Source organism: Variovorax sp. NFACC27, from assembly GCF_048301545.1.
GTDB lineage: Bacteria > Pseudomonadota > Gammaproteobacteria > Burkholderiales > Burkholderiaceae_C > Variovorax > Variovorax gossypii.
The window spans coordinates 6287434-6310337 of record NZ_CP157613.1; the positions used below are offsets into that span (position 1 = coordinate 6287434).

The 22904-nt window shown below is 68.3% G+C and carries 18 protein-coding genes; 12 read left to right on the plus strand and 6 right to left on the minus strand.

Translation table 11 applies throughout. The features are described 5' to 3' along the window. From ABL840_RS29410 to ABL840_RS29430, 5 genes are all read right to left on the minus strand, one after another. Window positions 1-1002 (minus strand): LysR family transcriptional regulator, encoded by a 1002-nt coding sequence (locus tag ABL840_RS29410; RefSeq protein ID WP_093199808.1) that lies wholly within the window; start codon window positions 1000-1002, stop codon window positions 1-3. A gap of 103 nt (window positions 1003-1105) precedes the next feature. Then, a complete protein-coding gene (gene xdhB, locus ABL840_RS29415) occupies window positions 1106-3565 on the minus strand; it encodes a xanthine dehydrogenase molybdopterin binding subunit (RefSeq protein ID WP_093305521.1) in 2460 nt (819 codons plus the stop codon). A 2-nt stretch (window positions 3566-3567) separates the two neighbouring features. After that, entirely contained in the window at window positions 3568-5187 is a 1620-nt protein-coding gene (gene xdhA, locus ABL840_RS29420; RefSeq protein ID WP_093305523.1) for a xanthine dehydrogenase small subunit, read from the minus strand. Window positions 5188-5377: 190 nt separating this feature from the next. Next, window positions 5378-6157 (minus strand): sulfite exporter TauE/SafE family protein, encoded by a 780-nt coding sequence (locus ABL840_RS29425; protein ID WP_093305525.1) that lies wholly within the window; start codon window positions 6155-6157, stop codon window positions 5378-5380. Between the two features lie 139 nt (window positions 6158-6296). After that, window positions 6297-7202, minus strand: a complete 906-nt coding sequence (locus ABL840_RS29430) for a LysR family transcriptional regulator (protein WP_256228512.1) — start codon at window positions 7200-7202, stop codon at window positions 6297-6299. A gap of 140 nt (window positions 7203-7342) precedes the next feature. Here ABL840_RS29430 and ABL840_RS29435 point away from each other — a divergent pair, with 140 nt between their 5' ends. The 10 genes from ABL840_RS29435 (at window position 7343) to ABL840_RS29480 (ending at window position 18803) form a co-directional block, all read left to right on the plus strand. After that, the gene (locus ABL840_RS29435; protein ID WP_418116049.1) at window positions 7343-8557 is read left to right on the plus strand and encodes a PQQ-dependent sugar dehydrogenase; all 1215 of its coding nucleotides are present in this window, start codon (window positions 7343-7345) and stop codon (window positions 8555-8557) included. Window positions 8558-8586: 29 nt separating this feature from the next. Then, complete coding sequence (locus ABL840_RS29440; RefSeq protein ID WP_177213640.1) at window positions 8587-9228, plus strand: c-type cytochrome; 642 nt, start codon at window positions 8587-8589, stop codon at window positions 9226-9228. 99 nt (window positions 9229-9327) lie between these two features. Then, complete coding sequence (locus ABL840_RS29445) at window positions 9328-11487, plus strand: indolepyruvate ferredoxin oxidoreductase subunit alpha (RefSeq protein ID WP_093305526.1); 2160 nt, start codon at window positions 9328-9330, stop codon at window positions 11485-11487. A 14-nt stretch (window positions 11488-11501) separates the two neighbouring features. Continuing rightward, window positions 11502-13118 carry an indolepyruvate oxidoreductase subunit beta family protein gene (locus ABL840_RS29450; RefSeq protein ID WP_093305528.1) on the plus strand — a complete coding sequence of 539 codons (1617 nt, stop codon included), beginning with the start codon at window positions 11502-11504 and terminating at the stop codon, window positions 13116-13118. Between the two features lie 34 nt (window positions 13119-13152). Continuing rightward, window positions 13153-14139 carry a Bug family tripartite tricarboxylate transporter substrate binding protein gene (locus ABL840_RS29455; protein ID WP_093305529.1) on the plus strand — a complete coding sequence of 329 codons (987 nt, stop codon included), beginning with the start codon at window positions 13153-13155 and terminating at the stop codon, window positions 14137-14139. 3 nt (window positions 14140-14142) lie between these two features. Then, window positions 14143-15378 (plus strand): alpha-hydroxy acid oxidase, encoded by a 1236-nt coding sequence (locus ABL840_RS29460; protein ID WP_093305530.1) that lies wholly within the window; start codon window positions 14143-14145, stop codon window positions 15376-15378. 47 nt (window positions 15379-15425) lie between these two features. Next, the gene (locus ABL840_RS29465) at window positions 15426-16478 is read left to right on the plus strand and encodes a TRAP transporter substrate-binding protein (protein WP_418116050.1); all 1053 of its coding nucleotides are present in this window, start codon (window positions 15426-15428) and stop codon (window positions 16476-16478) included. A gap of 3 nt (window positions 16479-16481) precedes the next feature. Then, entirely contained in the window at window positions 16482-17006 is a 525-nt protein-coding gene (locus ABL840_RS29470) for a TRAP transporter small permease (protein ID WP_418116051.1), read from the plus strand. A gap of 61 nt (window positions 17007-17067) precedes the next feature. Then, a complete protein-coding gene (locus ABL840_RS29475) occupies window positions 17068-18369 on the plus strand; it encodes a TRAP transporter large permease (protein WP_093305533.1) in 1302 nt (433 codons plus the stop codon). After that, window positions 18369-18803 (plus strand): acyl-CoA thioesterase, encoded by a 435-nt coding sequence (locus ABL840_RS29480; protein WP_093305535.1) that lies wholly within the window; start codon window positions 18369-18371, stop codon window positions 18801-18803. Before ABL840_RS29475 ends, ABL840_RS29480 begins: the two co-directional genes overlap by 1 nt. Before the next feature lie 10 nt (window positions 18804-18813). Here the strand turns inward: ABL840_RS29480 and ABL840_RS29485 are convergent, their stop codons facing one another. Further along, the gene (locus ABL840_RS29485; RefSeq protein WP_093305536.1) at window positions 18814-19284 is read right to left on the minus strand and encodes a low molecular weight protein-tyrosine-phosphatase; all 471 of its coding nucleotides are present in this window, start codon (window positions 19282-19284) and stop codon (window positions 18814-18816) included. Window positions 19285-19681: 397 nt separating this feature from the next. Here ABL840_RS29485 and ABL840_RS29490 point away from each other — a divergent pair, with 397 nt between their 5' ends. Then, complete coding sequence (locus ABL840_RS29490) at window positions 19682-19885, plus strand: hypothetical protein (RefSeq protein ID WP_093305538.1); 204 nt, start codon at window positions 19682-19684, stop codon at window positions 19883-19885. Between the two features lie 229 nt (window positions 19886-20114). Continuing rightward, the gene (gene mgtA / locus ABL840_RS29495) at window positions 20115-22880 is read left to right on the plus strand and encodes a magnesium-translocating P-type ATPase (RefSeq protein WP_093305540.1); all 2766 of its coding nucleotides are present in this window, start codon (window positions 20115-20117) and stop codon (window positions 22878-22880) included. The last annotated feature ends 24 nt before the right edge of the window (window positions 22881-22904 follow it).

Here is a 22904-nt window from a genome sequence, read left to right on the forward strand (position 1 = left end):
TCAGGGATCCGAGGTTTCAGGTGCGGCGGGCGGACGCGCGACGGCGTCGGATAGACCCGGTATGGCGGAAACCGGAGGCCGCAGCGACGCCGCCACCTCCTTGATGCATTCGCGCAGCCAGCGCGCCGAGCTCGACGAATGGGTGCGTTCGTGCCAGAGCTGGTAGTACATGAGCCGCGGCAGCGCCACCGGGCATTCGAGAATCTTCAGCGGCAGCCGCGAGGCGAAGCGCTCGCAGTACTGGCGCCCGGTGGTCAGCACCAGCAGGCTGGAGGCCACCATGTCGGGAATCAGGCCGAAGTGCGCGCAGCGCGCCGTGATGTTTCGCTGCCGCCCCAGCTCGTCGAGCATCTGGTCGATGATGCCGCGCCCGCCCGGATGCATGGGCGTGGGCGCGATGTGCTCGGCGGCCAGCCAGGTCTCCAGGTCCCAGCCGCGGCGCACCGCCGGATGGTCCTTGTTGACCAGCGAGACCACGTCGTCCCCGAAGAGCCGCGCCATGTGCAGGTCTTCCGGCGGCTTGAGCCAGTTGCCGATCACCAGGTCGACCTGGCCGAGCGCCAGGTGCCCGTGGTAGTCGGAGTCGGGCGAAAGCGCATGGATCTCGATCTGGCACAGCGGTGCGTCGCGCTTGACCTGTGCCACCAGCATGGGCAGGAAGAGCGGGTCCATGTAGTCGCTGGCCGCGATGCGGAAGGTGGTGGCCGCCGACTGCGGATCGAAGCCGCGCGCATCCGAGAACAGCATTTCCGCCGCGCGCAGGATGCTGGCCGCCGGCTCGATCATGCGCAGCCCCGCGTCGGTCGGCACCATGCCCGAGCCCGAGCGCACCAGCAGCGGATCGCCCGAGAGCTCGCGCAGCCGCTTCAGCGCCGCCGACACCGCCGGCTGGTACATGCCCAGCCGGATGGCCGCCCGCGACACGCTGCGGTCGGTCAGCACGGTGTGAAGCACCCTGATGAGGTGCAGATCGATCTTGTCGAAAAGAGCCTGGTCTCTCATGGCTGTTCACACCTTTCCTGTCTGTGCGAACAGTTATACAGCGCGGCATTTGGCGAGACTCGGTAGGGGAGTGAAGCTCGGACCGTGCGAGCACGGCCCGCGGTCATTCGGCCGATGCCGCCTGCACCACCGTGATGGCGCGAAGAATCGACTCGCTCGTGGCCGGTGCCTTCAGCGGCGGATCGACCTTGTGGTCGCCCGCGGCCGACACCGCATCGCGGATCGCGAAGAACACCGAGAACGGCAGCAAGAGCGGCGGCTCGCCCACCGCCTTGCTGCGGTGAATGGAATCCTCGAAGTTCTGGCCCTCGAACAGGCGCACGTTGAACACCGGCGGACAGTCGTTGGCCGTCGGGATCTTGTAGGTGCTGGGCGCGTGCGTGGTGAGCTTGCCGCTTTGCGGATGCCACACCAGCTCCTCGGTGGTGAGCCAGCCCATGCCCTGGATGAAGGCGCCCTCGACCTGGCCGATGTCCACCGCCGGGTTCAGCGACTTGCCCGCGTCGTGCAGGATGTCGGCGCGCAGCAGCTTCCATTCGCCGGTGAGCGTGTCCACGATCACCTCGCTCACCGCCGCGCCGTAGGCGTAGTAGTAGAACGGGCGGCCCTGCATCTTGTCCTTGTCCCAGCTCAGGCCGGGCGTGGCGTAGAAGCCGTCGGACCACAGCTGCTTGCGGTCGAGGTACGCCTCGCCCACCACGGTGCTGAAGGCCAGCGAGCGGCCGTTGACCTCGACCTTGTCGTTGGCGAAGCGCACTTCGCTCGCCTTGCCGCCGTGGCGCTCGGCCGCGCAATCGGCCAGGCGCTCGCGGATCTGGCGGGCCGCGTCCTGCGCGGCCTTGCCGTTCAGGTCGGCGCCGGTCGATGCGGCCGTGGCCGAGGTGTTCGCCACCTTGGTGGTGTCGGTCGCCGTGACGCGCACGCGCTCGAAGCTCACGCCCAGTTCGTGTGCCACCACCTGTGCCACCTTGGTGTTCAGGCCCTGCCCCATCTCGGTGCCGCCGTGGTTCACGAGGATCGAGCCGTCGGTGTACACGTGCACCAGCGCGCCGGCCTGGTTGAAGTGCTTCACGTTGAAAGAGATGCCGAACTTCAGCGGCGCCAGCGCCAGGCCGCGCTTGAGCACCGTGCTCTTCTTGTTGAAGGCGGCGATGTCCTCGCGCCGCGCACGGTAGTCGCTGCTTTGCTCCAGCTCGGCCACGAGTTCGTGGACGATGTTGTCGGTCACGGTCTGGCGGTACGGCGTGACGTTGTTCTCCGTCTTGCCGTAGAAGTTGACGCGCCGCACGTCGACAGGGTCGCACTTCAGTTCGCGGGCCACCGAGTCCATGATGTTTTCGATGGCGATCGCGCCCTGCGGGCCGCCGAAGCCGCGGAAGGCCGTGTTGCTCTGCGTGTTGGTCTTGCCCGAGAAGCCGTGCATGGCCACGTTGGGCAGCCAGTAGGCGTTGTCGAAGTGGCACAGCGCGCGCGTCATCACCGGGCCCGAGAGGTCCGCCGAGTGGCCGGCGCGCGAGACCATCGTGATCTCCGCGCCGAGGATGCGGCCTTCGTCGTCGAAACCGACTTCGTACTCGTACCAGAAGCAGTGGCGCCGGCCCGTGACCATGAAGTCGTCGTCGCGGTCCAGCCGCAGCTTCACCGGGCGCTGCAGCTGACGCGCGGCGACGGCCGCCACGCAGGCGAACAGCGCCGACTGCGACTCCTTGCCGCCGAAGCCGCCGCCCATGCGCCGGCATTCGACATGCACCTCGTTCGACTGCAGGTGCAGCGCATGCGCCACCAGGTGCTGCATCTCGCTCGGGTGCTGCGTGGAGCAGTGGATGTGCAGCGCGCCGCCTTCCTTCGGAATGGCGTAGCTGATCTGGCCTTCGAGGTAGAACTGCTCCTGCCCGCCCACGTCGAGCGTGGACTTGATGCGGCGCGGCGCCTTGGCGATGGCCGCGCGCACCGCCGCCTCGTCGCCCTCGTTGGCGGCACCGCCGCTGCGCACGATGTGCATCGGCGGCACCACGTACTGTCCGCGCTCGTGCGCGGCCTGCGGCGTGAGCACGGGCGGCTGCGCCTCGATGGTCAGCGCGTCCTTGGCCTTCGCGGCGGCGCGGCGGGCGGCGTCGCGTGTCTCGGCGATCACGGCGAACACCGGCTGGCCGAGGTAGCGGATCTCGCCGCCGTCGTTCACCGGCAGCAGGATCGGGTCGTCGTGGATGATCGAACCGCAGTCGTTGGTGCCCGGAATGTCGTCGGCGGTGATGACCGCGACCACGCCCGGCATCGCGCGGATGGCGTCCAGCGAGATCGCCGTGACGCGCCCGTTGGCGGCCGGCGACAGCCCCAGCGCGCAATGCAGCGTGCCCGTGAGTTCGGGAATGTCGTCGATGTAAGTGGCCTCGCCGGCCACGTGCAGGTGCGCCGACTCGTGCGGGCGGCTGATGCCCACGCGCATGCCGCGCTCGTGCGCCAGCGCTTCGGCGCCCACGTCGATGCGCGCGGCGGTGTTGGTCAGGTAGTCGGCAAAGGCCTCGGCGGGCTGCAGGAGACGGGCGTCGATGGGTTTGTTCATGGTCAGACTCCTTCCGCAGTCGCATTGACGGCATGGGGCATCACGCTCCAGACGCTGGTTTCCTCGATGGACAGCGCCTCCTCCGCCCGCGTTTCGAGCCACAGGCGCTGGATCAGGTTCTGCGCCACCAGCAGCCGGTAGTCGGCCGATGCGCGCATGTCGGACAGCGGCTTGAAGTCCTGCGCCAGCGCGATCTTGGCGGTGGCTACGCTGGCCTGCGTCCACGGCTTGCCGACCAGCGCGGCCTCGGCGTTCGCGGCGCGCTTGACCGTCGCGGCCATGCCGCCGAAGGCCAGTCGCACGGCCTTCACCGTGTCGCTGCCGGCCTCGAGCTCGATGGCGAATCCCGCGCACAGCGCCGAGATGTCGCAGTCGAATCGCTTGCTGATCTTGTAGGCGCGCACCTGGCGCTTCATCGCGGCGTGCGGAATGGCCAGGCCCTGGACGAACTCGCCCGGCTGCAGCTGGTTCTTCATGTAGTCCAGGTAGAACTCGGGCAGCGGCATGCGGCGCACGACCTCGCCGCGGCGCAGCTCGATCTGCGCGTCCAGCGACATCAGCACCGGCGGCGAATCGCCGATGGGCGAGCCGTTGGCCACGTTGCCGCCCATGGTGCCGGCATGGCGGATCGGCGGCGAGGCGAAGCGCAGCCACACCTCGGCCAGGCTGGGCACGCGCTCGACCAGCGCGGCGAAGGCGGATTCGAGCGAGGCGCCGGCGCCGATGTAGAGCTCGCCTGCGTTGTCCTTGCGGTCCTCGATGGTCTTCATTTCGGCCACGTCGCCCACGTAGATGATGTCGCCCAGGTCGCGGAACTGCTTGTTGACCCACAGGCCCACGTCGGTGGAGCCGGCCAGCAGCTGCGCCCGCGGCTTCTGCTCGCGCAGCGCGGCGAGCTGGGCCAGCGTCTTCGGGGCATGGAAATGGTCGATGCGGGCGCCCAGCGCGGCGGCGTAGTCGAGGCCGTCGTTCTTCAGGGCAGTGAGCGCGTCGACCACGGGCTTCGTGTCGAGGCGCACCGAAGGCAGGTCGAACATGCGCTGGCCGGCATCGAGGATCGGGCGGTAGCCGGTGCAGCGGCACAGGTTGCCGGAGAGGTCGTCGGCCAGCTGCTGGCGGGTGGGCTGCGTGCCCTCGGCCTGATGGTGCTCGTAGGTGGCCCACAGCGACATCACGAAGCCGGGCGTGCAGAAGCCGCACTGGGAGCCGTGGCAGTCGACCATGGCCTGCTGCACCGGATGCAGCGTGTGAACCGGGTGCGCCTTCTTCTCGGTGGTCTTCTCGGTGGCCTTCTCGACCTTGCACTGGCCCTTCAGGTCCTCGACCGTGAACAGCGCCTTGCCGTGCAGCGTGGGAAGAAACTGGATGCAGGCGTTGACGGTCTGCAGGCTCAGCCCGTCGACGGTGCCGGGAGCATGGGGGTCGGCGGCCAGTTCGCCGATGACGACGGTGCAGGCGCCGCAATCGCCTTCATTGCAGCCTTCCTTGGTGCCGGTGCAGCGCGCGTCCTCGCGCAGCCAGTCGAGCACGGAACGGGTCGGGTGGACGCCGGTGACGTCGACGATCTTTCCGCGATGGAAAAAGCGGATCGGTTGAATCTTGCTGCTGCTGTCGGTGCTCATGCTTCTTGGGCTCGTGGGGGACCCGTCATGGGTCAGTCATGGACGTTAGCGGCTTGTCCGGCCTCTTGCATACGCAGGTGCCCATAACGCGTATGTGGGGGCCGGTATGCCACGTACGGGGAAACCCTTGCGTGGAGGTTGCAATTCCCGGGCCACGCGGCGATTTTCCGGGCGGCCCCGGGGGCAGCCGTCAGCCGCTCGCGATGGCCACCCAGGCCGTGGCGATCAGCGTCGAACCCGCCGCCGCCAGCAGGCCGCCGACCAGCCATTTCAGCGTGCGCGGCTTCAGCTTGTTGGGCAGGCGGTGATGCAGCCGCGTCACGCCGTAGACGACCGGCATCGCGCATCCGGCCAGCAGCGCCGAGCGCATCGAGAAGTGGCCTGTGGGCACCACGATCACCAGCCGCACGAGCGAGTTGAAGGCGAACATCAGCAGCAGCGCGCGGCGCACCAGCTCGCGGTCCAGCGGCTGGCGGTACATGTGGAAGACGATGGGCGGCCCCGAGCTGGAGAACAGCCCGCCCAGCACGCCCGACAGCCCGCCGATGAGGGCGAAGCTGGCGCGGCCCGACACCACCGGCAGCGGCTTGCCCTGCATCACCAGCAGCACGGCACAGCCCAGGATCGACACGCCCAGCAGGCCGCGCAGCCAGTCGACCGCGCCGCCGCTGAGCCAGGTGAGCAGCATGAGGCCCACGATCACGCCCACCGTGCTGCCGTTGAGCGCCGGCTTCATCAGCTGCCAGGGCACGACGCCGGGCCGGGCGCGGAAGTAGGTCCATGCGTTGATGAGGCTCAGCACCGTGGCGGCGTTGGCCGTGTCGCCCACGCTCGCGACGTGGAGCACCGACACAAGGCCAAGCAGGATCAGACTGAATGCAAAGCCCGTGAGGTTCTGCGCGTAGGTGGCCAGCGCCACGCAGGCCATGAAGACCAGCACGGGGCCGGCCTGGGAAAGGATCGCTTGCACCGGCGGCCCCTTGTCAGGGCGCGTCGGGAAACACGAGGCGGGAGGGAGTTTCGGGGGGAACGGGAGACGGGACGGGAAGCATTCGAGGCAATCGGAACAGCGGCAGGCGCTACCGAGAATAACCCCGCCCCGCTTCACATCATGGTTTCTCCGAGAACAGCTCGGTGATGACTTGCCGCAGCCACCGGTTGCCCGGATCGGCCTCGAAGCGCTTGCTCCAGTGCAGCGACACGGTGAAGTCGCGCAGCGGAAACGATGGCTCGACGATGGCGTAGCCGCCCTCTTCCGCGAAGCCGCGCGCGATGTTGCGCGGCATCACCACCGCCAGGTCGGTGGCGCGCACGATGGCCGGCAGCACCATGAAGTGCTCGGTCGTCAGGCGCACCCGGTCCTCGAGGTTCAGCAGCTGCAGGATGCGCAGGGTGTCGGCGTGCGTGCGCACCGCCACGTAGTCGAGCTCCTGCAGCGCCTCGAGCAGGGCCTGGCCGCTGCGCCGGCGCTTCACGAAGGGATGGTCGCGGCGCAGCAGCACGATGTAGCGGTCGCGCAGCAGCTGGGCGCGCTGGGTGTCCTTCACGCGGGGCAGGAAGCCGAAGGCGAAGTCGACCTTGCCGCTGTCGAGCGCGGTGGCGATGTCGCCCACCGCCAGGGGCATGGTCTCGACCCGCACGCCCGGCGACAGCTCGCGCAGCCGCGCCATCAGCGCCGGCAGGAAGCGCCCTTCGCCGATGTCGCTCATGTGGATGCGGAAGGTCTTGCGCGACACCTGGGGCTCGAAGCGGTCGGGCTCGTGCAGCGCCTCTTCCAGCGTGGCTAGCGCGGCCTGCACCGCCACCGCCAGGCGGTCGGCGCGCGGCGTGGGGGCCACGCCGCCGGGGGCGCGCGTGAAGAGCGCGTCCGCCAGCAGCAGCCGCAGCCGGCCCAGGCCGTGGCTGGCGGCCGGTTGGGTGAGGCCCAGCGATTCGGCCGCGCGGCTCACGTTGCGCTCGCGGTAGACCGCGTCGAAGAGACGCAGCAGATTGAGGTCAAGCGCTTCCATATGCATGCCATTCATATTGCTTAGCTCGATCATTTTATTGAGCGCGGGGCCCCCGCCACGCACACTGGCGGGCGTTGTCCGGTTCGCCCTCGTCCTTTTCCAGGCTGGCGAACGGCCGGCACCCCACGACAAGAAGGAGACGAGACATGGCCCCGATTCGTGCACCCCGCGCGTTCCGCGCGCATGCGGCGTTCGCCGCCCTCCTCTGTGCCGCAGTCACCGCATGGGCCCAGCAGCCGCCCGCCGAGGAGCCGGGCTGGGCCAAGGGCCGGCCGAAGAGCGAGGCCGCCACGCGCATGGCGCCCGTGCCCGCCTTCCCGATTCCGACCGCGCCCGACCAGTTGCCCACTTCCAAGTTCAAGCTCCCGCCGGGCTTCAAGGTCGAGACCTGGGCCTCGGGCGTGCTCGATGCGCGCGAACTGCGCCAGGGCGCCAAGGGCACGGTGTTCGTGAGCACGCTCTTCGTGGGCAACAAGGTCTACGCCATCGCCGAGAAGGGCGACCGCAAGCCGAAGACCATCATCGACAAGACCGAGTTCGCCACCGGCATCGAGTTCGACAAGGGCTCGCTCTACCTCGCAACGCACAAGCAGATCGTTCGCTACGACGGCATCGAGGACAAGCTCGACAACCCCGGCGCGCCCGTGGTGCTCAACGACAAGCTGCCCGGTGGACAGGACCACAGCTGGCGTTACCTGCGCATGCACGGCGGCAAGCTCTACTACGCCGTCGGCGCGCCCTGCAACCTGTGCGAGCCCGACGACGCGCACGCGCGCATCTTCCGCATGAACCCCGACGGCAGCGGCATCGAGACCGTGGCGCGCGGCGTGCGCAACACGGTGGGCTTCGACTTCGACCCGAAGACCGGCAACCTCTGGTTCACCGACAACGGCCGCGACTGGCTCAGCGAAGACCTGCCCAACGACGAGCTGAACGTGGTCACCAAGGCCGACCAGCACTTCGGCTATCCGTACTGCCACCAGGGCAACATCCTCGATTCCGAGTTCGGCTGGGGCAAGAGCTGCAACGACTACCAGAAGCCCGCCGCCCTGCTCGGCCCGCACGCCGCGGCGCTGGGCCTCGCCTTCTACAACGGGAAGATGTTCCCGGCCAAGTACCGCGGCGCCATGTTCATCGCGCGCCACGGCCCGTGGAACCGCACCGTCAAGTACGCCGATGTCGCTGTCGCCTGGCCCGACGGCAAGGGCGGCGCGAAGGTCGAGCCCTTCATGACCGGCTTCGTCGAGAACAACAACTACCTCGGCCGTCCGGTGGACTTCCTGGTGCTGAAGGATGGCTCGATGCTCGTGAGCGACGACCACGCCGGCGCCATCTACCGCATCAGCTACGGCGGCCGATGACACCTGCGAGCCTTCTCTTCCGATACGCGATGGCGGCAATGATCGTGATGGCAGCAGCATCGCCGGCTGGTGCGCAAGGCACGAAGGGCGCACAAGGCGCGCCGGGCACGAAAGTCAGCCCCTACGCCCAGCGCTACGCCGAACTCTGCGCCTCGTGCCATGGCGCCAACGGCCGCAGCGACATGGCCGGAACACCGGTGCTCGCCGGGCAGCATTCGTTCTACGCGATCACGCAGCTCTACCTGTTCCGCGAAGGCCGCCGCGACAACCCGGCGATGACGGCGGTTGCGAAAACCATGAAGGACGAAGACCTGCGCGGCTTCTCCGACTTCATCGCCACCCTGCCCGCCGTGCCCGCACCACCACCGGCCACACCGCCCGACGCGGCGCGCATGGCGCGCGGCCAGGCGCTCGCGCAGGAAAACCGCTGCCTGCTCTGCCACGGCGCCGACCTGAGCGGCGGCCAGCAGGTGCCGCGCATCGCACAGCAGCACGAGGACTACCTGCAGCTCACCCTGCAGGGCTTCCGCACGGGCAAGCGCCCGGGCTACACGCAGGCCATGGGCGAGGCGGTGGGTCGCATGTCGCCGGAGGACCTGGACACCCTTGCCTACTACGTGGCGCGCTTCCCGGGCGCCACGGCAAAGCCTTCCTCCACGCCCCCCAGATAAACGCCATCTCCCGACGTGCTGCACCAGCAAGAAGAAGCGCGGTGCGGGCACTGCTCACCCCAAATCCTGCAAACCCCACCAACATCGGAGCCGAATCTCTTGGAAGTTTCATTCAGCAAGGAAGTGGAAATGCTGCGCCTCGGCGCAGGCGACACCTTTCACGGCGAGGGCATCCTCGCGATCACCAAGGGCCTGCTGCAGTCGGGCGTGGCGTATGTCGGCGGCTACCAGGGCGCGCCGGTGTCGCACCTGCTCGACGTGATGGTCCAGGGCAAGGCCTACATGGACGAGCTGGGCGTGCACGTCGAGGCCTGCTCCAACGAAGCCTCGGCCGCGGCGATGCTCGGCGCCTCCATCCACTACCCGCTGCGCGGCGCGGTGACCTGGAAGTCCATCGTCGGCACCAACGTGGCGGCCGATGCGCTGTCGAACCTGTCCTCGCCCGGCGTGACCGGCGGCGTGCTCATCGTGGTGGGCGAGGACTACGGCGAAGGCGCCAGCGTGATCCAGGAGCGCACGCATGCCTACGCCCTCAAGTCGAGCATGTGCCTGCTCGATCCGCGCCCCGACCTCGGCGTGATGGTGCGCATGGTGGAGGAAGGCTTCCGCCTGTCGGAAAGCTCGAACATGCCCTGCCTGATGGAACTGCGCATCCGCACCTGCCACGTGCGCGGCAGCTTCGAGTGCAAGGACAACATCCAGCCTGCCGTGTCCACCCGCTCGCTGATGGACGAACCCGCCGGCTTCGACTACATGCGCCTTGCCCATCCGCCCGTCACCTTCAGGCACGAGAAGCTCAAGGGCGAGGCGCGCATTCCGGCCGCGCGCAGCTACATCGCCGAGCACGGCCTCAACGAGCTGATGCCCGGGCGGCGCCATGCCGACCTCGGCATCGTGGTGCAGGGCGGGCTCTACAACGCGTTGATCCGCAGCCTGCAGCAGCAGGGCCTGGCCGATGCCTTCGGCGAGACGGACATCCCGATCCTCGTGCTCAACGTGACCTACCCGCTCGTGCCCGATCAGGTCGCCGACTTCTGCGTGGGCAAGCGCGCGGTGCTGGTGGTGGAAGAAGGCCAGCCGGAGTACATCGAGCAGGACATCGCCACGCTGCTGCGCCGGCGCGACATCCAGACGCCGCTGCACGGCAAGGACATGCTGCCGCTGGCGGGCGAGTACGGCGTGGAAGTGCTGGCGGGCGGCATCGGCGCCTTCGCCGCCAAATACATCGAGGCGGACGAGGCATCGTCATCGGCCGAGGCCTGGCTGGCGGGCAACCGCGAGCGCCGCGAGGCCGTCGCGCGCCGGCTGGGCACGCCGCTGCCCAACCGTCCGCCGAGCTTCTGCGTCGGCTGCCCCGAGCGGCCGGTGTTCTCGGCGCTCAAGCTGGCGCAGCAGGAGACCGGGCCGGTGCACGTGGCGGCCGACATCGGCTGCCACGCCTTCGGCACCTTCGAGCCCTTCTCGATGGGCCACTCCATCCTCGGCTACGGCATGAGCCTCGCGAGCCGCGCGGGCGTGGCGCCGATGATGAACCGGCGCACCCTGTCGATCATGGGCGACGGCGGCTTCTGGCACAACGGGCTGCTCACCGGCGTGCAGAGCGCGCTCTTCAACGGCGACGACGCAGTGCTGCTGATCTTCAAGAACGGCTACACCTCGGCCACCGGCACGCAGGACATCATCTCGACGCCCGACGACGAGATCAAGGAACGCGCCGAGGACAAGCAGCAGAGCCTGGTCGACAAGAACCAGACCATCGAGGCCACGCTCAAGGGCCTCGGCGTGCAGTGGATGCGCACCGTGACCACCTACGACGTCGAGCGCATGCGCAAGACGCTGACCGAGGCGCTCACCAGCGACTTCAACGGCCTGAAGGTGGTGATTGCCGAAGGCGAGTGCCAGCTGGAACGCCAGCGCCGCATCAAGCCGTGGATCGCCGGCCTGCTGAAGAGGGGCGAGCGCGTGGTGCGCGTGAAGTACGGCGTGGACGAGGACGTGTGCAACGGCGATCACGCCTGCATCCGCCTGTCGGGCTGCCCCACGCTCACGCTGCGCGACAACCCCGACCCGCTGAAGGTGGACCCTGTGGCCACGGTGATCGACGGCTGCGTGGGCTGCGGCCTGTGCGGCGCGAACGCACATGCGGCCACGCTGTGCCCGAGCTTCTACCGGGCCGAGGTGGTGCAGAACCCGAAGTGGCACGAGCGGCTGCTGCACGGACTGCGCGGCGCGGTCGTTCGCGCATTGCAACCGGCATGAGAGGCGAGGAAACCATGGAACAGAACCGCCCCATCACATTGCTCGTCTGCGCCCTCGGCGGCGAAGGCGGCGGCGTGCTCACCGAATGGCTTGTCGACACCGCGCGCCATGCCGGCTACGCGGCGCAGAGCACGTCGATTCCCGGCGTGGCGCAGCGCACCGGCGCCACCACCTACTACATCGAAGTCTTTCCGGTGCCGCTCGCACAGCTCGGCGGACGCCGGCCGGTGTTCAGCCTGAGCCCGGTGCCGGGCGCGCTCAACGCCATCGTCTCCTCGGAGCTGCTGGAAACCGCGCGCCAGGTCGGCAACGGCATGAGCGCGCCGCAGCGCACGCTGGTCATCAGCTCGTCGGCGCGCATCTTCACGACGGCCGAGCGCATGCAGCTCGGCGACGGCCGCGCCGACGCGCAGCGGCTGCTCGACGTGGTGAAGGCATTCAGCCGCGAGCACCATGTGTTCGACATGAACGCCATCGCGCGCGAAAGCGGCACGGTGGTCAGCGCCGTGATGCTGGGTGCCATCGCGGGCAGCGGGCTGTTTCCGTTCCCGCGCGAGGCCTACGAGCACGTGGTGCGCGGCGGCGACACCAGCGCGCCCGAGAAGCTCAGCAAGATGGCAGCCGCCAGCCTGCGCGGCTTTGCATCGGCCTTCGACGCGGTGAACGCTCCACGCGCGCAGGCCGCCTTCGTGAGCAGCGTAATGGCCGGCGAGGGGAACGATGCGCCGCCGCAGGCCGCGCCGCTGCCCGCCGAACTGGCCAGCCGCTTTCCGCCGGCCGTGCACGACATGCTCGCTCTCGGCCACGCCCGAGTGCTCGATTACCAGGATGCCGCCTACGGCGAGCTCTACGCGCGACGTCTCGGCCGCGTGCTCGACGCCGAGCGCGCCGCCGATCCGGCCGGCGCGCGGGGCTTCGCCATCACCCGCGAGGCCGCGCGCTGGCTCGCGCTGTGGATGGCCTTCGACGACATCGTGCGCGTGGCCGCCCTCAAGGGCCGCGCCAGCCGTGCGCAGCGCGTGCGGCGCGAGGTGCGCGCCGGCGAAGAAGACCTCGTGAAGGTCTACGACCACTTCAAACCCGGCGCGGCCGAGTTCGCGGCGCTGCTGCCGCCGTCGTTCGCCCGCCGCGTCACGGCATGGGACCGTGGCCGGCAGGCACGCGGCCTCGCGCCGTGGGCCTTGCCGTTGAAGGTGGGCAGCCATTCGGTGTTCGGCATGGCCTCGCTGCGGCTGCTGGCTTCTCTGCGCTGGCTGCGCCGGCGCGGCAGCCGCTTCGCCGAGGAGCAGGCGCTCATCGAACGCTGGCTCACCGCCGTGGAGGCCGGCACGCGCGAGACCTGGGCGCTGGGACATGAAGTCGCGCTGTGCGGACGGCTCATCAAGGGCTACGGCAGCACCAACGAACGCGGCAAGCACAACCTGCTGCACGTGACCGGCGAGCTCGCGGGCCGCACCGCCCTGCCCGCCACGGCGCGGGCTACGGCCATCGCGGCGGCGCGCGAAGCGGCGCTGGCCGACGAAGGCGGCAAGGCGCTCGATGCAGCGCTGACTGCGCACGGCGCGGCGCCACGGCCGGTGCAGGCACAGCCGATCCGGTGGATGAAGCGGCCGCCTTCGGTCAAGGCCTGAAACGACAGTAAAGAAAAAGACAAGGAGACATTCGATGACACACCCCACCCTCCCCTTGCGGCGATGCCTGCTCTGGCTCGCCGCCGCCGCCCTCGTGGCCCCCGCGCATGCGAACAACACGAACAACTGGCCGGCCAAGCCGATCAAGGTGATCGTCAACTTCCCCGCGGGCGGCGCCGCCGACCAGATCGCGCGCGCCATCTCGCAGCCGCTGCAGGAGTCGCTGAAGCAGCCGGTGGTGATCGAGAACCGCGCAGGCGCCAACGGCAACGTCGGCGGCGAGGCCGTGGCACGCGCGCCGGCCGACGGCTACACGCTGCTGATGAGCTCGGGCGGCATGGTGTCGGTGAACCCGCACCTCTATTCGCGCATGAGCTTCGACCCCGCGAAGGACCTCGTGCCGGTGGCTGCCGCCGCGCGCGTGCTGGTGTTCCTGGTCACGCGGCCTTCGCTGCCGCCGGCGAACGTGAAGGAGTTCATCTCGTACGTGAAGGCCAACCCGGGCAAGCTGACGTACGGCTCGCCGGGCAGCGGCAGCTCGCCGCACCTGGCGGGCGAGATGTTCAAGACACAGGCCAATCTCTTCGCGCTGCACGTGCCTTACCGCGGTGCCGCGCCCGCGCTGCAGGACCTGCTCGCCGGCCAGATCGACTACGCCTTCGACCCCGGCATCGCGCTGACGCAGGTGCGCGCGGGCAAGCTGCGGCTGCTGGCCGTGGGGAGCCCGAAGCGCTCACCGCTCTTCCCTGACGTGCCCACGCTCGACGAGGCCGGACTGCGCGGCTTCGACGCGGATACCGTGTTCGGCTTCTACGCCCCGGTGGGCACGCCGCCGGAAGTGGTGGCGCAGCTCAACACGCAGATCAACCGCGCGCTCGCGCTGCCCGCCGTGCAGGAACGCATCGCGTCCATCGGTGGCGAGGCGCAGCCGGGCTCGCCCGCGGCATTCCAGCAGCGCGCGGCTGCCGATTCGCAGCGCTTCGGCGCGCTGATCCGCGAGCGCCGGATCGTGGCGGACTGAGCGATGGCATTGCTGCTCAACGTGGAGGACTACCGGCGCCAGGCGCGCCGTGCGCTGCCGCGACTGGTGTTCGACTACATCGATGGCGGCGCGGAAGACGAGCGCTGCCTGCGGCGCAACCGCGACGCGCTCGAAGCGCTGCCGCTGATTCCCGAATGCCTGCGCGACACCAGCAAGGTGGACATCGGCACCGAACTCTTCGGCCGCCGCTGGCGCGCGCCTTTCGCCATCGCGCCCATCGGCCTGGCCGGCCTCGTGAGGCCGCGCGCCGACGCCCTGCTGGCCGGCGCCGCGCAGGCTGCGGGCGTGCCCTTCATCCTTTCCACCGCCTCCAACACGCGCATCGAGGACGTGCGCAACGCGGCCCCCGACGCTGCGCTGTGGATGCAGCTCTACGTGATGGGCGAGCGCGCCATCGCCGAGCGCATCGTGCGCCGCGCGCGCAACGAGGGTTTCGAGGCGCTGGTGCTCACCGTGGACGTGCCCGTCAGCGGCCTGCGCGAACGCGACCTGCGGCACGGCTTTCGCGTGCCCATGCGCCTCACGCCGGGCACGGTGCTCGACATGGCGCGTCACCCCGCATGGCTGCTGCGGCTGGCCGGCGGCGGCATGCCGCAGTTCGCGAACCTGCTGCCGGACGAAGACGACGGCGCGCCGGTCTCCGCTCAGACACAGGCCGCGCTGCTCTCGCGCGCCATGGACCGCACGCTCACCTGGGAGAGCCTGGGCTGGCTGCGCAAGCTCTGGAGCGGGCCTCTGCTCGTGAAAGGCCTGCTCGGTGCGGAAGACGCGCGCCGTGCGCTGCGACACGGCGCCGACGGCATCGTGGTCTCCAACCACGGCGGCCGCCAGCTCGATGCGGCGCCGGCCACCATCGCCGCGCTGCCGGCCATGCTCGATGCGGTGGGTAGCCGCATCCCGGTGCTGGTGGACAGCGGCATGCGGCGCGGCAGCGACATCGTCAAGGCACTCGCGCTCGGAGCCAGCGCAGCGCTCGTCGGCCGCACGCCGGTCTACGGCCTCGCATGCGACGGCGAACGGGGCGCGCTCTCGGTGATGCAACTGCTCGCGCAGGAAACCGAACGCACGATGACCTTGCTGGGCGCCACGCGAGTCGGCGAGCTCGGCCGCAGGCACGTCGAAATGCATGTACCGCGTTCGCACACCGAACACGTCGTGCATGCACCCGTACCGGCGCACGGGAAAGCCTCCATTTACCCCGCGCATGCCGCTGCCTAGATTGCGTATTCACTCGTAGACACACACACAACACAACGAAGGAGACCATGAAAGCCACTCGCCAACCCCGTCCGTCCCGTCGCCTGGCCTCGGCCCTCGCAACGGCCACCGCAGCCCTCGTGCTTGCCGCTCCCGCCGTGCAGGCGCAGGACAAGCCGGTGCAGCTCAAGCTGTCGAGCTGGGTGCCCGCGCAGCATCCGCTCAACCCCGCGCTGCAGGCGTGGGCCGACGACATCAAGAAGGAATCGGGCGGCACCATCACCGCGATCCTTTTCCCGTCGGAGCAGCTGGGCAAGGCCTTCGACCACTACGACATGGCGCGCGACGGCATCGCCGACTTCTCGTACGTGAATCCCGGCTACCAGCCGGGCCGCTTCCCGGTGATGGCAGGCGCGTCGCTGCCCTTCCTGTTCGCCAACGGCAAGGAGGGCTCGGCCGCCATCGACGCCTGGTACCGCAACTACGCAGCCAAGGAAATGAAGGACGTGAAGTACTGCTTCGCGTTCGTGCACGACCCCGGCACCTTCCACTCGCGCAAGAAGATCACCGTGCCCGGTGACGTCAAGGGCATGAAGGTGCGCCCGGCCACCAGCACCGTGGGCCAGCTCATCACCTCGCTGGGCGGCACCAACGTGCAGGCCTCGGCGCCCGAGTCGCGCGACATGCTGGAGCGCGGCGTGGCCGACGCCATCACCTTCCCGTGGGGTTCGATCGGCCTCTTCGGCATCGACAAGGTCGTGAAGTACCACATGGACGTTCCGCTGTACGTCACGCCTTTCGTGTGGGTGATGAACAAGGGCAAGTACGACGCGATGTCCGTCGCGCAGAAGAAGGTGATCGACGACCACTGCACCAGCGAATGGGCGCAGAAGGTGGCGGGGCCATGGGCCGACTTCGAGTTCGCGGGGCACGCCAAGATGGCGGCGCTCTCGGGTCACGAGATCTACAAGCTCACGCCCGAGCAACTGGATGCATGGCGCAAGGCAGCGGCGCCCGCCGAAGCGCAATGGGCCGAGGGCGTGAAGAAGGCCGGCGAAGACCCGAAGACGGTGATGGACGCCCTGAAGGCCAGCCTCGCCAAGTACAAATCGGCGCTCTGAGCGATGGCTACACGGTCCGCCAGCTACATGGACCGCGCGATCAACACGATCGAATGGCTCGCCGCCATCTTCGTGGGGATCGTCGCGCTCAACATCTTCGTGGCCGTGGTGCTGCGCAAGTTCTTCGACACCTCGATTCCCGACGCCTACGACTTCGGCCGCATGCTGCTGGGCATCCTGATCTTCTGGGGCATCGCGGCCACCAGCTACCGCGGCGGCCACATCACGGTCGACCTGGTGTGGACGGCGGCGGGCCCGCGCATGAAGCGCGTGATCGACGTGTTCGCCACGCTGGTGCTGCTGTTCGTGGTGGCGGTGCAGACCATCATGCTGTTCGACAAGGTGCGCGGCACGTATGTCGACAACGTGCAGACCTACGACCTCAACATCCCGACCTGGCCCTTCTACGCCGTGGCCTGGGCCGGCGACGTGTGCGCCGTGCTGCTCATCGCCATCCGCACCTACAGGCTGATCTTCCATCCGGAGCAGCTCGAGGAAGTCCACGCAGAACAGAAAGCCGACGAATGAGCGCCGCGCCGGGCCGCCCCAAGCAAGCTCGCACCGCAGTGCGAAGCACGGAGGTTTTTCAATGAATCCGGACGCAGTTGCCATCCTGGGCTTTGTCGCCCTCTTTGCATTGATGCTGTTGCGCGTGCCGGTGGGCATGGCGATGGGGCTGGTGGGCGTGGTGGGCTACAGCTACCTCGTCGGGCCCGGCCCGGCGCTGAAGCTGGTCGGCCAGACCTCCATGCGCACCGTGACCGACTACACCTTCGGCGTGATCCCGATGTTCATGCTGATGGGCGCGCTGGTGTCGGTGTCGGGCGTGAGCCGCGAGCTCTTCAAGGCCGCGAACTCGATGATCGGCCACCTGCGCGGCGGGCTCGGCGTGGCCACCGTGGTGGCATGCGGCGGCTTCGCCGCTATCTGCGGCTCGTCGGTTGCCACGGCCGCGACCTTCTCGGCGGTGGCGTATCCGGAGATGCGGCGCTTCAACTATCCGCAGTCGTTCTCCACCGGCGTGATCGCCGCGGGCGGCACGCTGGGCGCGATACTGCCGCCCTCGACCGTGCTCGCGGTGTACGCGATCCTCACGCAGCAGGACATCGGCAAGCTCTTCATGGCGGGCATCGTGCCGGGCATCCTCGCGATGGCCATGTACGTGCTGACCATCGCGGTCATCGTGAAGACGCGGCCCGGCTGGCTGCCCGGCGGCGAGGTCAAGCCGTGGTCGGAACGCCTGAAGGATCTGAAGAACGTGTGGGCGCCGCTGGTGCTCTTCGTGTTCGTCATCGGCGGCCTCTACGGCGGCTTCTTCACGCCGACCGAGGCGGGCGGCGTGGGCGCGAGCGGCGCGTTCATCCTCGGGCTGGTGCGGCGCAAGCTCGACGGCCCGAAGATCCGCGAGGCGCTGCTGTCGGCCACGCGCACGGCGGCGGCTGTGTTCACGGTGCTGATCGGCGCGCTGCTGTTCGGCTACTTTCTCACCATCGCGCAGAGCCCGCAGAAGCTCACCGAATTCCTCACCGGGCTGGGCATCGGCCGCTATGGCGTGCTCGCGCTCATCATGCTCATGTACCTGGTGCTGGGCTGCCTGATGGACGCGATGGCGATGATCATCCTCACGGTGCCCATCATCTATCCGGTGATCGTGCACCTGGGCTTCGACCCCATCTGGTTCGGCGTGATCATCGTGATGACCGTGGAGCTCGGGCTGATCCATCCGCCGGTGGGCATGAACGTGTTCGTCATCAAGAGCGTGGTGAAGGACGTGAGCTTCACCACCATCTTCAAGGGCGTGCTGCCGTTCATCGTGACCGACATCGTGCGGCTGGTGATCCTCATCGCGTTCCCCATCATTGCCTTGTGGCTGCCGACGAGAATGGGCTGATGAGCAATACGAGCACAACCGCAAACAAGGAAGTCGTCTACACGGTACGCGTCGAGTTCGGCGACTGCGACCCCGCCGGCATCGTCTGGTTTCCCAATTTCTTCCGCTGGATCGACGCGGCATCGCGCCACTTCTTCGCGGAGTGCGGCGTGCCGCGCTGGGAAGAGACCACGCAGACGCTGGGCGTGATCGGCACGCCGCTGGTCGACACGCACACGCGCTTCGTGAAGTCCGCGAGCTACGGCGACACGCTGCAGATCGCGGTGCGCATCACCGAGTGGCGCGAGAAGAGCTTCGTGCAGACCTACCGCGTGACGCGCGGGGACGACCTCATTCTCGAGTGCGAGGAGGTGCGCATCTTCGGCGCGAAGCGCGAAGGCGGAGGGATCCGGGCGGTGGCGATTCCGCCTTCGATACGGGTGCTCTGCGAGTAGCGGCAGAGGCTCAGCGTGCTTCGGCCCGCAGCCTTGCGAGGAGGCCGTCGACGCACCGGTCGATCAGGTCGAAGACCTCGACGAAATCCTTCTGCCCGCCGTACCACGGGTCAGGCACGTCGCCTTCGATGCCGTCGGCGTACTCGGTGAACAGGTGGATCTTGCCGGCCGCGCCGGCGGGTGCGAGCCTGCGCAGGGCGGCGCAATGCTGGGCGGTCATGCCGATGATCAGGTCGAAGCGATCGAAGTCGGACTTGCGGACCTGCCGCGCGCAATGAGCGTGCATCTCGATGCCGCGGCGCCTTGCCTCTGCCACCGAACGCGGATCGGGTGGGTTGCCGCGCTCTTCGTCGGAGATGGCTGCGCTGTCGACATCTATTTCGAAGCCGGCTGCGCGGGCCTTGTGCATGAGGAGCACGTGGGCTGTGGGGGAGCGGCAGATGTTGCCGGTGCAGATGAACAAGACTGACGGTGTCTTCATCGAATTGAATGCAGATTGAAAGGTTCGCGTCGAATGTTGCGGTCCAATCGCAACATTGAGGCAATAAGCCTCTGAATCGCATCGTAAAACACCGTCCCGCGGGTTGACGCTCCCATGCCGCGGTGCAACAATCCGGAAATCTTCATTTCGGAGCCCCGTGCGTGGACAGTGCCAGTTGGATCAGTGACAAGACGCGTGCCTCGGCAGGCGTGACACATCCGGCCCTCTAGCGCAGGCTTCCCGCGCTGCGTGCCGTCGGTGTGCACACAGCGTGACCCTCTCGCCCTTGCGGCAAGAGGCTCTCCTCCTCCCGATCCCCGTCGTTCTCGTCACTGACTATTTCAGTCAGCTTGCGTGCGTCCGTGCGCGAGGCCCTTCTGTGCGAAGGAGCCTTGTCATGCGTCACTTTCATCTTCGTCGTCAGCCGCACGAACAGCGTGTTCGTCCGTCGGCCCACGTGGTTGCGTCCGCTCCCGCAGTAGCGGCGGCGGAAGCAGCCCCCGTCGTCGATGCCGCGCTCGACCAGGCCGCGGCGCTCTGGACCACGCGCCGCATCCGCAGCTTCCTGCTGCTCCAGCCGACCTGCACGCCCCGTCGCTGAGCCGCGACCGGCAGCCCTTCTTTCTCCATCAACCTGCAAGCAACCCAGGAGCACACCATGGATCCCGCCTCTTGTTGGCGCCATAGCGCGCCCCCTTCGTCCATATCGATTCCAACAAAGACGCGGTCCGCTGCCGCGCCTCTCAAGGGGTTGCTCCCGGCAGGCTGATTGATGCGCCGGGGTTCTCCTTGGGCGGGCGGCAGTGGCGGCCGCCCCGAAGGAGAACACCATGAAGAACGTCCTCAAGTCCTTTTTCGAAAGCTTCCTGCGCAGCCGCCACATGCTGCACCACTTCGAGCGCTGGCAGACGCTGCTGGGCTCGAAGCCCGTCGGAACCGGCTCCGTGAGCATGCCGCCCGACATCGCGAAGGCGCTGAACGCAGCCTCGCGCACCGATGCCGGCGAGATGCTCGTCAGGCTCGGCAGCTCGCCGCGCGGCCTCAGCGAGGGCCATGCGCAGGTGCTGCGCAAGCGCCTTGGCGCCAACGAAGTTCGCCACGAGCAGCCGCTTCGTTGGTGGCAGCACCTCTGGCAGTGCTACCGCAATCCGTTCAACCTGCTGCTGACGGTGCTGGCGCTGGTCTCCTACGTCACCGAGGACATGAAGGCCACGCTCGTCATCGGCAGCATGGTGGTGCTGTCGACGGTGCTGCGCTTCCTGCAGGAGTCGCGCTCCAACAAGGCCGCCGACCGGCTCAAGGCGATGGTGAGCAACACCTCCACCGTGCTGCGCCCCGCGCCGGGCCACAAGGCGGGCACGGCCGGCGACGAGGGCTTCGACACCACGCACGCCGGCACGCTGCGCGTCGAGGTGCCGATGCGCGACCTGGTGCCCGGCGAAGTGATCGCGCTCTCCGCCGGCGACATGATCCCGGCCGACTGCCGGCTGATCACGGCGAAAGACCTGTTCATCAGCCAGTCGGCGCTGACGGGCGAAGCCATGCCCGTCGAGAAGTTCGTGGTCGATCGCGGCGACCATGCAGCGGGCGTGCTCGAACGCGAGAACCTGCTCTTCATGGGCACCAACGTGATCAGCGGCACCGCCACCGCGGTGATCGTGCACACGGGCGACCGCACCTTCTTCGGCGCGCTGGCGCAGCGCGTCACTGCAGCCGACCGCGGCACCAGCGCTTTCCAGGCCGGCATCAACCGCGTGAGCTGGGTGCTGATCCGCTTCATGCTGGTGATGGCGCCGCTGGTGCTGGTGATCAACGGCGTGGCCAAGGGCGACTGGTGGGAGGCGGCTCTGTTCGCGCTGTCGATCGCGGTGGGACTCACGCCCGAGATGCTGCCGATGATCGTGACCGCCACGCTGGCCAAGGGCGCGGTCGTGATGTCGCGCCAGAAGGTGATCGTGAAGCGGCTCGAGGCCATCCACAACTTCGGCGCGATGGACGTGCTGTGCACCGACAAGACCGGCACGCTGACGCAGGACCGCATCGTGCTCGAGCGCCACACCAACGCATGGGGCGAGCAGTCCGACCACGTGCTGCAGCTGGCCTACCTCAACAGCTTTCACCAGACCGGCCTGAAGAACCTGCTCGACAAGGCCGTGCTGAGCCACGCCGAGATGCAGCTCGAGACACGCCTGCAGACGGCCTATCGCAAGATCGACGAAGTGCCCTTCGACTTCTCGCGCCGCCGCATGTCGGTGGTGGTGGCCAACGGCGGCAGCGAGCACCTGCTGATCTGCAAGGGCGCGCTGGAAGAGATCCTGTCTGTGTGCACCTCGGTCGAACGCGGCGCGGAAGTGCTGTCGCTCGACGCCGACGTGCTGGCGCGCATCCACAGCGTGGCGTCGGAGCTCAACGCCCAGGGCCTGCGCGTGGTGGCCGTGGCCAGCCGTTCGCTGAAGGTCGAGGAACAGAAGCCGGCCTACGGCGTGGCCGACGAGTCGGGACTCACGCTGCTCGGCTACGTGGCCTTCCTCGATCCGCCGAAGGAATCCACCGCCCCCGCCCTGCGCGCGCTGGCCGAGCACGGCGTGGCGGTGAAGGTGCTGACCGGCGACAACGAACTGGTCACGCGCAAGGTCTGCGCCGACGTGGGCCTGGAAGTCGGCCGCATCGTCCTCGGCGGCGAGATCGAGGAGATGGTCGACGTCGACCTGCGGCTGGTGGTCGAGGCGCACCAGGTGTTCGCCAAGCTCACGCCCGCGCACAAGGAGCGCATCGTGCACGCGCTGCATGCCAACGGGCACGTGGTGGGCTTCATGGGCGACGGCATCAACGACGCGCCCGCGCTGCGCGCCGCGGACATCGGCATCTCGGTGGACAGCGCGGTGGACGTTGCCAAGGAATCGGCCGACATCATCCTGCTCGAGAAGAGCCTGATGGTGCTGGAGCAAGGCGTCATTCAAGGCCGCCGCACCTTCGCGAACATGCTCAAGTACATCAAGCTCACCGCGAGCTCGAACTTCGGCAACGTGTTCTCGGTGCTGGTGGCGAGCGCCTTCCTGCCATTCCTGCCGATGCTGCCGCTGCACCTGCTGGTGCAGAACCTGCTGTACGACGTGTCGCAGATCGCGATCCCGTTCGACAACGTGGACGACGAGTTCCTCAAGAGCCCGCAGCGCTGGAACCCGGCCGACCTGGGCCGCTTCATGGTGTTCTTCGGTCCGCTGAGCTCGGTGTTCGACATCCTCACCTTCACGGTCATGTGGTTCGTCTTCGCGGCCAACACGGTGGATCACCAGACGCTCTTCCAGTCGGGCTGGTTCGTCGAGGGCCTGCTGTCGCAGACGCTGATCGTGCACCTGATCCGCACCCGCAAGATCCCGTTCCTGCAAAGCCGCGCCGCATGGCCGCTGCTGATCATGGGCGCCGCGATCGCCACCGTGGGCATCTGGCTGCCGATGGGGCCGCTGTCGCACTACTTCAAGCTGCAGGCGCTGCCGCTGATGTACTTCCCGTGGCTGGTGGCGATGCTGCTGGGCTATGCGCTGCTGACGCAAGGCGTGAAGGGGTGGTATGCGCGGCGGTATGGGTGGCAGTGAGCGCTCGGGGTGTCGTGAACTTCA

Coding starts and splice junctions, on each gene's coding strand:
- ABL840_RS29410 (WP_093199808.1), bottom strand. CDS start 1,002: ATGAGAGACCAGGCTCTTTTCGACAAGATCGATCTGCACCTCATCAGG.
- xdhB (WP_093305521.1), bottom strand. CDS start 3,565: ATGAACAAACCCATCGACGCCCGTCTCCTGCAGCCCGCCGAGGCCTTT.
- xdhA (WP_093305523.1), bottom strand. CDS start 5,187: ATGAGCACCGACAGCAGCAGCAAGATTCAACCGATCCGCTTTTTCCAT.
- ABL840_RS29430 (WP_256228512.1), bottom strand. CDS start 7,202: ATGCATATGGAAGCGCTTGACCTCAATCTGCTGCGTCTCTTCGACGCG.
- ABL840_RS29435 (WP_418116049.1), top strand. CDS start 7,343: ATGGCCCCGATTCGTGCACCCCGCGCGTTCCGCGCGCATGCGGCGTTC.
- ABL840_RS29440 (WP_177213640.1), top strand. CDS start 8,587: ATGGCGGCAATGATCGTGATGGCAGCAGCATCGCCGGCTGGTGCGCAA.
- ABL840_RS29450 (WP_093305528.1), top strand. CDS start 11,502: ATGGAACAGAACCGCCCCATCACATTGCTCGTCTGCGCCCTCGGCGGC.
- ABL840_RS29455 (WP_093305529.1), top strand. CDS start 13,153: ATGACACACCCCACCCTCCCCTTGCGGCGATGCCTGCTCTGGCTCGCC.
- ABL840_RS29460 (WP_093305530.1), top strand. CDS start 14,143: ATGGCATTGCTGCTCAACGTGGAGGACTACCGGCGCCAGGCGCGCCGT.
- ABL840_RS29465 (WP_418116050.1), top strand. CDS start 15,426: ATGAAAGCCACTCGCCAACCCCGTCCGTCCCGTCGCCTGGCCTCGGCC.
- ABL840_RS29470 (WP_418116051.1), top strand. CDS start 16,482: ATGGCTACACGGTCCGCCAGCTACATGGACCGCGCGATCAACACGATC.
- ABL840_RS29475 (WP_093305533.1), top strand. CDS start 17,068: ATGAATCCGGACGCAGTTGCCATCCTGGGCTTTGTCGCCCTCTTTGCA.
- ABL840_RS29480 (WP_093305535.1), top strand. CDS start 18,369: ATGAGCAATACGAGCACAACCGCAAACAAGGAAGTCGTCTACACGGTA.
- ABL840_RS29485 (WP_093305536.1), bottom strand. CDS start 19,284: ATGAAGACACCGTCAGTCTTGTTCATCTGCACCGGCAACATCTGCCGC.
- ABL840_RS29490 (WP_093305538.1), top strand. CDS start 19,682: ATGCGTCACTTTCATCTTCGTCGTCAGCCGCACGAACAGCGTGTTCGT.
- mgtA (WP_093305540.1), top strand. CDS start 20,115: ATGAAGAACGTCCTCAAGTCCTTTTTCGAAAGCTTCCTGCGCAGCCGC.